The organism is Desulfitobacterium chlororespirans DSM 11544, from assembly GCF_900143285.1.
GTDB classification, from domain to species: Bacteria; Bacillota; Desulfitobacteriia; order Desulfitobacteriales; family Desulfitobacteriaceae; genus Desulfitobacterium; species Desulfitobacterium chlororespirans.
Window position 1 is genome coordinate 643,626 of sequence record NZ_FRDN01000003.1, and the last position, 8,445, is coordinate 652,070.

Here is an 8,445-nt window from a genome sequence, read left to right on the forward strand (position 1 = left end):
TTTAGGGAAAACTCTATTTTGTTTTTAGGGACTTTATTTTGTCCTAATAAAAAACTGTTCCCAGCGCGGTTTTGTCTAACTTCTGAAACAGTTTTTATAAATAGCACGACACATGGGCCAGGTTCATGACTTCTACCACTTCCCGCCTCCAGGCAATCCGTAGATACTTGTGGTTTTTCAGAATGATCTCTTAATAGTGGACATACATGTGTTAGGTTAGTATGTTACTCGCACCGTGCAGATCCCGATGCTGAACATAACCACATCCGCTTTCTATGCTTTTCTTTATAGGGATAGCGGATTTTGGTGTACCCTAAGACCTTCGCTTACCAGGCATTTTCACGAGCGTCAAGATACATCTCATAGACCGCCTGATCGGAACCAAAGATGCTATCCATAAAAAGCAAGAACTTGCCAAGCAAGGGAAAAGGATTTACTCCTAAACATGTCGAAATAATTATAATAACTGTCAGCGGATGGGAAGGTGATACCCTTGAAAAAAATGCTCCTGGCCACATTAGTTGGCATATCGATACTCTTGACAGGCTGCAATGGAAGTAAAGATGTGGATTCTCCGATTGGAGCAACATCACCCACTCATTCTTCTACTCTAAGTCAAGAAGAGGCCCTCCGGGTCCTCTATCAGGAACTCTTAGCCAAAACGGAGCACACCGTAGCCTTTTTGAAAGAAGCCAGAGTCGGCAATCATACGATCTACGCGTTTCAACACATGATCAATGGCCGAGCTCCGACTATTGATTTTGTTCATAGCAAAACCGGCAAAGTTTATTATGACAGTGTCGAATTGCTTTTGGATATTTTTATTAATAGTGAGGATAAAGAGCCCTACAAAGCGGCCAATTATATTAATAAAGACATTTATTATCTGGAGATGAAATCAGTAAACGATCCGGAACCAACAACCTGGAGCACCTATGTCTTCAACGAAGATGCTTATACCAGTGCTGAAGCGGCTAAAAAGGCCGTTGTTAAGGTATACGCGGAGAATCATCCCACCTTAAGCCTCCTGGGCAAGCCTCTGGCTGAAGTCGAAAAAATCACCAAAGTTGAATCCATAAAAGCGCCTGTAGAGACTAAAGACGAGGAAACCACTGAGGTCACTCAGATTGCTCTTGACAATATTCTAATTCTCTTCGACAAAGACTCTATTTCCTCAGAGATCTTCCTTGAGGGTCAGCAGGAAATCTTAGGCGTAAAAATCGGCGAACCCTTTAACGAGATCAGCGACAAGCTGGGCATGCCCGATAGCTTCGGCCAAGATCCGGAGTTCGAGAATATCTACACCATGCGCTACCTTTTCGATGGTTTTCAAATCGAGTTCTACGGTGAGAATAAGGACGCCAATACTGTAAGTGCTCTGATTAAAAAACGGATTTAACCTTACTGTGGGCTCTCCGGCCCGCAGTTTTTATTATGAATGAATTTATTATGAATGAAAAAAGCAGCTGCCTGATGAACTTTGCCGTTCATTGCGCAGCTGCCCTAATTTTGCTCAAATACTTAAAAGTAAAATGATAATCGATAGCAAACTAAAGCATACACTCATTAAGCTGATAAAAGCTACCGTCTGTTTGGGATTAAGACCTGAAGAAATCAAGCGGTGATGAATTTGGGTTGCATCTGCCTTGTAAATGGATTCTCCACGGGAAAATCGCTTCAATACCACAATAATATTATCAAAAATCGGTACGCCAAGAGCCAGCACAGGAATACTCAAAGATACCAGGGTAGCTTGTTTAAAGGCACCGCTTAAAGCGACGATGGCCAGAATGAACCCCAGAAAATTTGCTCCCGAATCACCCATAAAGATTCTGGCCGGGTGCCGGTTATATCTTAAAAAGCCCAGGGCCGCCCCCACCAGCAGCGCCGAAAGCAAAGCCGAATCACTTTGTCCTTTTGCCAAAGCGGCCACATAGAGTGTCGCACCGGCGATAGAAGACAGCATCCCGGCAAGACCGTCAATGCCATCGGACCAATTGATAACCGTAGTAACTCCTACAATCCACATGATACTTAAAATAAGCTGAATGGCATAAGGCAAGACAATATATTGCTGTGTAAAGGGATTGGTAAAGCCATAGAAGACAATCCCGGAAGAAAACACGATCCATGCCGCGAGAATATGAACCATGAGTCTGGGCAAGGCCGGAAACTCCTTGCCCAGAGTTTTATACCAGTCGTCAATCAGCCCAATTCCTAAAACGAGAAGAGAAGCGATAATGATAGCCATCGACTGGTAATTTAACGGTCTTACGAAAACTAAGTAGCCGATCATAAAGCCTAAGAAAATTCCAACTCCGCCGAGTAAAGGAATGGGGTGTTTATGCTTTTTTCTTTCCGTCGGTTTATCAACAAAGTCCCATTTCACGGCGAGCTTTTCCAATAGAGGTATACTTATAAAAACAATTAAGAACACGAAAAAAAAGGGGAAAATAAACTCCATCAAAAGTACTGCCCTCCCTCATGTCACCTTAAGCAATACACAATTTATCCTCGATTTTTGTTACTTTTTGGTTACTATAGATCTTTATTACTATGGATCTTTTTTATTATAGCACTTTATCCACTAAAAGCGAACCAAGCCTTAGTTCCATGTCCTTGTAGGTTGAGATTTCCCGACCTCTCCTCACAAGGAAAAGGTTTTGCTCAGCACTGCAAATTCTTCCTTGTAATAGGCCGGCCCCGCCATTTATGATAAAAGAGGTATATTGTGTAAAAATGTATTATAGGAGGTTTCCTGCATGTTGCACACAAACGGAGAGCAGTTGCTTAAGGAATTCGCCGACCATGCCTACCCCCGTCAGGTGGCAGAAGTTATCCCCGGTGGTGTTTATCATGTGATAGGCTATGGGCACAGCAATGCCGGCTTTATCATCGCCGAAAATTCCGTCATTCTTATTGATACTCTGGACAGCGATGAGCGGGCCCAAACCCTTAAATCCCTGATCGCTCAACATACCGATAAACCAGTTAAGACGATCATTTACACCCACGGTCATCCGGATCATCGCGGGGGTTCCGGTGCCTTCATGGACAGCAATCCGGAAATAATTGCCTTTGCTCCTTGCAAGCCTGTCCTAGGGCGAATGAACGCCCTCCAGGATGTGCTCAATCAGCGTGGCATTCGCCAGTTCGGCTACCAACTCAACAATGAGGAAGCCCTTACCCAAGGCCTCGGAATTCGGGAAGGCAAGGCCCAAGGGGAGGGGCAATATGCCATTATGCCGCCGACCACAGTCTATCAAGAGGACACCGTTCTTCGCTCTATAGACGGCATTGATCTGGAGCTGGCGGCCGCACCCGGTGAAGCCGACGATCAGATTCTGATCTGGCTCCCTGCACATAAAGTCCTCTTTTGCGGTGATAATTACTACGGCTGCTGGCCCAATCTCTACGCTATCCGCGGCAGTCAGTACCGGGATGTCAGCGCCTGGGTGGACACACTGGATAAACTCATCGCTTACCGGGCCCACTTTCTACTGCCCGGCCATACCCGCCCCATCGTCGGAGAAACCGCCGTTCAGGAAACCCTGACTAATTTCCGGGATGCCATTGATTATGTTCTTACGGAAACTTTAAAGGGAATGAATCAGGGCCTGACCATGGATGAGGTGGCCGAGGCCGTCAAACTGCCTGAAAAATGGGCTAAGCTACCTTATCTGGGTGAGTTTTACGGCACCGTGTCCTGGTCTGTCCGGGGCATTTATGCCGGTTATGTGGGCTGGTTTGACGGTAACCCCACCCACCTCAATCCGCTGCCGCCTGCCGTTCAAGCCCAAAAAACCGTCGCCCTGATGGGCGGAACAGAAACAGTTCTATCCGCCATCCGCCAGGCCTTGGCTGACCAGGATTATCAGTGGAGTATCGTCCTTGCCGATCTGCTGCTCGCTATGGACTGCTTCCATAAACAAGCCAAAGAGTACAAAGTCCAGGGACTGGTGGGACTTGGTCATAGGGAGACCAGTGCCAATGGCCGCCACTATTACCTTGCCTATGCCAAAGAGTTGCTGGCCGAATAGAAGGATCAAGATTTTCTTCTCTAGCATTTAGAAATATGATATACTTCTTCCGTTGTCATGCAGCATAGGTCAACATCATGATCTACTCATAAGCGATACAACGGAAATGGAGACACCCATGAACAGGTCCTATATCAAATACATAGCCTCCCTGATTTTGTTCGGCTTCAACGGAATCGTGGCTAGTCATATTTCTTTAAGCAGCTATGAAATTGTGTTTACAAGAACACTCATCGGCAGTCTGTTTCTGGTTCTTGTCTTCGGTTTTTCCAAACAGAAGATGCGGTTTTTAAGCAATAAATCCCACTTTCTCTATCTGTGCCTATCCGGCGTGGCCATGGGGGCCAGCTGGATGTTTCTTTATGAAGCATATACCCAAATCGGTGTGAGCATTGCCACCCTGGCCTATTACTGCGGTCCTGTGATTGTTATGGTCCTTTCTCCCCTTCTTTTCAAAGAAAGGATGACAAGTGCCAAACTTATAGGTTTTCTCGCCGTACTGACGGGCATGCTTTGTGTCTCCGGTCAGGCGATGTCTGAGGAGAAGACCCTTTTCGGATTGATATGCGGACTGTTATCCGCCGTGATGTACGCCGTTATGGTGATCTTCAATAAAAAAGCAGTCAGCATAACCGGACTTGAAAACTCGATGTGGCAGCTGATGGCAAGCTTCGCCACTGTCTTCCTCTTCCTTGGCCTGAAACAGGGTTTTTCCATTAACATTGCCTCGGGAGATTGGCTGCCCATTCTGATTTTAGGCATCGTCAACACCGGTATCGGCTGTTATTTCTATTTTTCCTCCATTGGCCTTTTGCCGGTGCAGACAGTAGCCATTTGCGGTTATCTGGAACCCCTTTCCGCTTTGCTTTTTTCGGCTGCTCTCCTGGGGGAGAGATTAAGCTTAGTGCAAATCCTTGGGGCACTGCTGATCTTAGGGGGCGCTGCTTTTGGGGAATTGTACCGTCGGAAACTCCCGGCCAACTCTTCTCTGACCACATGAACCCGGTATGAATCCAGAAATAATTACCATGCCTTTTAACTCTTAAAATCTGCTTCCTTATCCGTATTAATGATTGTATTCATGAAAGGTTAAGGAGGCGACGGTTTGAAACGACTGAAATTTCGCGTGTGGAATAAAGTATCCAAGAAAATGCATAATCCCCAAGCCATCAGTTTTGATATCCAGAACTGCAATCCCTTTGCCGTAAGCATCCCAGCGAAATCCTGGGATCCTGCTGAGAAATATGAGTTGCTGCAATGGACCGGTTTAAGGGATGAGAGTGGCACAGATGTCTATGAAGGGGATTTAGTTCTCATCGACTATGAAATTTACAGAGTTCATTGGCATGAATCTGAAGCAGCCTTTAAGCTTATATCTCTGAAAGGTTCCCTGGAGAAGGACGCCGGCCTCCTTCCTACGGGCAAAATTATCGGCAATACATATGAAACGGAGAATCTTTAGACAGTTATCTCTTCATGGAATGGTCCTAGAGAAAGGGCATACCCAACAAGTGCTATGCACAAGATGGGGATGCCCTTTTCCTTTACGCAAGAATTCTTCCGGGTAGGTTCATTGTTTGTTCATTAGTACTTTTTCATGTATTAATGTTAGAATCGAAGCAGAGATTACATCTTATATAAAATAAGGCTCTTTCAGATTCATGATTTCGCGCTACCCCAGGAATCTAATTTGAGTTTTGTCAACCATTTTATTGAGGAGAGAATCATGGAGAGATTAAGAAAAATTCCGGCCCTGTTTCTTGCCGTCCTTTTAAGTGTGACGGCGCTTCCCAACACGGCAATGGCCCAATTGCCCGTCCTCTACCAGGATCATTCCCAACAAACCGTTACGGACGGCGTAACCGTGGAGAACATATCCCGTTTTACCACAGGCGGCTGGTTGAATATTAATGTGCTGCGCGTGGATATGACTAACCCTTATGTGAAAATTGACACCCTAAGCAATGACTCGATCACCGACGACCTGGTCAGCATTTCCGCCCTGGCCGAAAAAGAGGGGGCCGTGGCTGCTGTCAACAGCAGTTTCTTTAATCCGCTCACCGCCGGCAAAGGCTATGCAGACGGTCCCACCGTCCGGGCCGGCGATCTTTTGTCCACCTCCGCCTGGTACAACCGGAGCAAAAATGAAATGGCTTCCCTTTCCGTTGATTATGCTAATCAGCTGCTTTTTCACTATTGGAAAAATGACCTTACCCTCATCGCCGGAAACGATACCGCCTTTGCCGTTACCCAGTACAACCAGCCGAGCAGGCAAGGCTACCAAGACCTTACGGTCCTGGATCGCAAGTGGGGACCTGTGGCCATCGGCGCCTCCGAAAACTGCCCCGATCTGGTTGAAATCGTCGTAAGCGGGAACAAAATCCTGGAGATCCGGGAAGGACAGCCTGCCGCCGAGATTCCCGAGGAAGGTTTCGTCGTCGTCTCCCGGGGCGAGCAGGCGGCTAAGCTTCTGGAACAGGCCGCCCCTGGAGAACAGCTCCAATTCCAAGTCACCTCCACGCCGGACTGGAACGACCTGAAGATGTCCACCACCGGAACCTCCCTTCTTATCCAGGACGGAGAAATCCCCGCCACTTTTTCTTACAGCACCCCCAGCTTTAATCAACGAAACCCCCGGACCATAGCCGGCAGTACCGAAGATGGGAGTGAACTCATCCTGGTTACAGTTGACGGAAGGCAGGATAACAGCATCGGCTTGACCCAGCAGGAATCCGCCGAGCTGATGCTGGAATTAGGGGCGTATCAAGCCATTATGTTTGACGGCGGCGCCTCCACCACCATGGCCGCCCGACAGCCCGGGGCCTTTTCCCCTGAGGTGGTCAACCTTCCTTCCGAAGGCATCCTGAGAAATGTGGCGTCAGGCATCGGGATTTTCTCCGCAGCCCCCGCCGGCCGGCTGGACCGCCTGATCATCGAGACCGAAGACACCAACATATTTGCCGATACTTCGAGAACTTTTTCCCTTAAGGGCATCGACCGCTATGCCAATCCAGTGAAGATCGACCCAAGGGAAGTTCAGTGGAATGTCAGCGGGATCGACGGCAGTTTTCAGGACAATATCCTCTATCCGGTTTCCCCGGGCACCGGAAAAGTAACCGCCACCCTCGGCGGTCTGAAGGAGGAGCTGGACATCCGGGTCTTAAACGCCCCAGTGCAGCTTACCCTCAATCCAGCCAGATTCGACCTTCCTTTGTACCAAAATAAAGCCATCCGGGTAAAAGGTCTCGACCCCCAAGGTTATGCCGCGGTCATCGAAGGCCGGGATGTTCAATGGAACGTTGACGGCGACATCGGTAGTTGCGAAGCCGGCGTGTTCACCCCCGTCACCACCGGTACCGGCACTATCCGGGCCGGCGTCGGCGACACCCATGCCTACAGTGCCGTTGCCGTTACTTTGGATGCCATAGAACTCCTGCATCCCTTCGAAAGCTCCGGCCGGTCGGAGGAGCCACGCTTCCAAACCGACCCGCAAACAAGCCAGGGTTATTTCGAGCTTAGCGCTGATCAATTCTACGCCGGGGAGTCTTCCGGACAGCTGGTGTATGATTTCTTATACGGTAACTCTGAGGACCAGATCTCTGTTCTCTTTGCCGAGCAGGGGCTCCCCCTTGATCCGGCCACTACCGGGTTATCCCTGTGGCTTTATAATATCAGCCCCAACTCGAACCGCATCAAGGGAGAAGTCATAGACTCCGCCGATGTGAAACACACCGTCGAATTTACTTCCGACCTCAATTGGACCGGCTGGAAAGAGAGCACAGCATCCTTATCCGGGATCGACTCTCCCGCTTATCTCACCAGGCTCTACATAGAAAACACCGATCCTGCCACCCCTTGGGGGAAGATCTATTTTGACGAATTGTCGGCACTGATCCAGAAGCGCCCGACCATCGATCCGAGCACCATCCCCGCAGATACCCTGCCCAAAGATGAAGCGAACCGGCAGGCTGCCTTCACCTCCGGTCCCGACAATTTCCTGTTTTCCTTGCTCACCGGGGGCAAAGCACCGGGTATTTACACCGCTCCCCTCACTCAAGCGGGAGCCGGGGATGCCCCAACACCTATACTGGCCGCCGGTTCAGGGTATCAATCCTCTAGTTATCAAAACAGCACTTTCCTCCAGCTGGATGTAAGCCAAGGCGGGCTGAGGAGAAGCGACCCGCAGCAATGGACCCGGCTGTTCACGACCCTGGATGACATCCAGAGCGCCAATGTCTTTCTCCTCATGTCCCTCAGCCCGGCCGATTTCATCAATGCCAAAGAAGCACAGCTGCTGAAAGATACGCTGGCCAATTACCGGGAAGCAACCGGCAAGAACATTTGGGTCCTTTTCCCTGGTCCTGTAGATCAAAGCGAGCTTGACCGCGGCGTACGCTATATCAGC

The 8,445-nt window shown here is 48.9% G+C and carries 6 protein-coding genes; 5 read left to right on the plus strand and 1 reads right to left on the minus strand.

What is annotated here, in order from left to right:
• The first annotated feature begins 493 nt into the window (after window positions 1–493).
• Window positions 494–1,399, plus strand: a complete 906-nt coding sequence (locus tag BUA14_RS02890) for a hypothetical protein (protein ID WP_018306043.1) — start codon at window positions 494–496, stop codon at window positions 1,397–1,399.
• Between the two features lie 114 nt (window positions 1,400–1,513).
• Here the strand turns inward: BUA14_RS02890 and BUA14_RS02895 are convergent, their stop codons facing one another.
• Complete coding sequence (locus BUA14_RS02895) at window positions 1,514–2,464, minus strand: MraY family glycosyltransferase (RefSeq protein WP_072771207.1); 951 nt, start codon at window positions 2,462–2,464, stop codon at window positions 1,514–1,516.
• Window positions 2,465–2,762: 298 nt separating this feature from the next.
• On the opposite strand from BUA14_RS02895, the gene BUA14_RS02900 reads away from it, so the two are divergent.
• The 4 genes from BUA14_RS02900 to BUA14_RS02915 all read left to right on the plus strand — a co-directional run.
• Window positions 2,763–4,040, plus strand: coding sequence for an alkyl/aryl-sulfatase (locus BUA14_RS02900; protein ID WP_072771182.1), 1,278 nt, complete (start codon window positions 2,763–2,765; stop codon window positions 4,038–4,040).
• Window positions 4,041–4,158: 118 nt separating this feature from the next.
• Complete coding sequence (locus BUA14_RS02905) at window positions 4,159–5,040, plus strand: DMT family transporter (protein ID WP_072771183.1); 882 nt, start codon at window positions 4,159–4,161, stop codon at window positions 5,038–5,040.
• Window positions 5,041–5,145: 105 nt separating this feature from the next.
• Window positions 5,146–5,502, plus strand: a complete 357-nt coding sequence (locus tag BUA14_RS02910; protein WP_072771184.1) for a YopX family protein — start codon at window positions 5,146–5,148, stop codon at window positions 5,500–5,502.
• Between the two features lie 264 nt (window positions 5,503–5,766).
• The coding region (locus BUA14_RS02915; protein WP_072771185.1) for a phosphodiester glycosidase family protein at window positions 5,767–8,445 on the plus strand (2,679 nt) is incomplete at its 3' end.